The following is a 550-nucleotide window of genomic DNA, read 5'->3' on the forward strand; positions in this document are numbered from 1 at the left end:
GCGTTTGTACAGGCGCTGTGGGAAATTCTTCTGGCTGTGCCAAGGATTCGTACTGTCCTTCACAGAAACTGTCGGTGCGGCTCCAGGTAACGGTATGTGTAGCCAGCAAAACTTTTAGGTCGGCAGAATAAATACGCAGCAAATCGCCGATGCGCTCTACTCTTGCTATCGCACTCGGATAGCTATAGGGCACTCCGAAGCGTCTGCCTTCGTAATTTACAAAGCCGTCAAAGGAGATCTTTCTTTCCGGACAGAGATAGACTCGGACAGAATCCTCTGGTACCATACGCAGCTGTTCTCCGCATACAGTTTCATGTATCTTTTGCGGCGCGCCATTCACAGTACGGCGGTAAGTTCTGTTTTGTTTGTTACACCACTCCAGCGCCTGCCAATTTAGATCCGTAAGATCGAAGAATACTCGATCAGCCAGGAAATTGTCTTTCACAAAGCGAACCAACCGCTCCACCTTGCCCTTGGTAAAGGGATGCCGTGGCTTGCAAAGTTTTGTCTCGAAGGCCAGGGCTTGCATAAAGGTTTCATAGTCTTTCTG

Annotated in this window: 1 pseudogene; it reads right to left on the minus strand. The window is 49.3% G+C overall.

Annotation, left to right across the window (positions count from 1 at the left end):
- Nucleotides 1-550: pseudogene (locus tag JCM17207_RS10440) on the minus strand (IS21 family transposase); the annotation flags it as partial.

It is taken from the genome of Faecalibacterium gallinarum, from assembly GCF_022180365.1.
GTDB lineage: Bacteria > Bacillota > Clostridia > Oscillospirales > Ruminococcaceae > Faecalibacterium > Faecalibacterium gallinarum.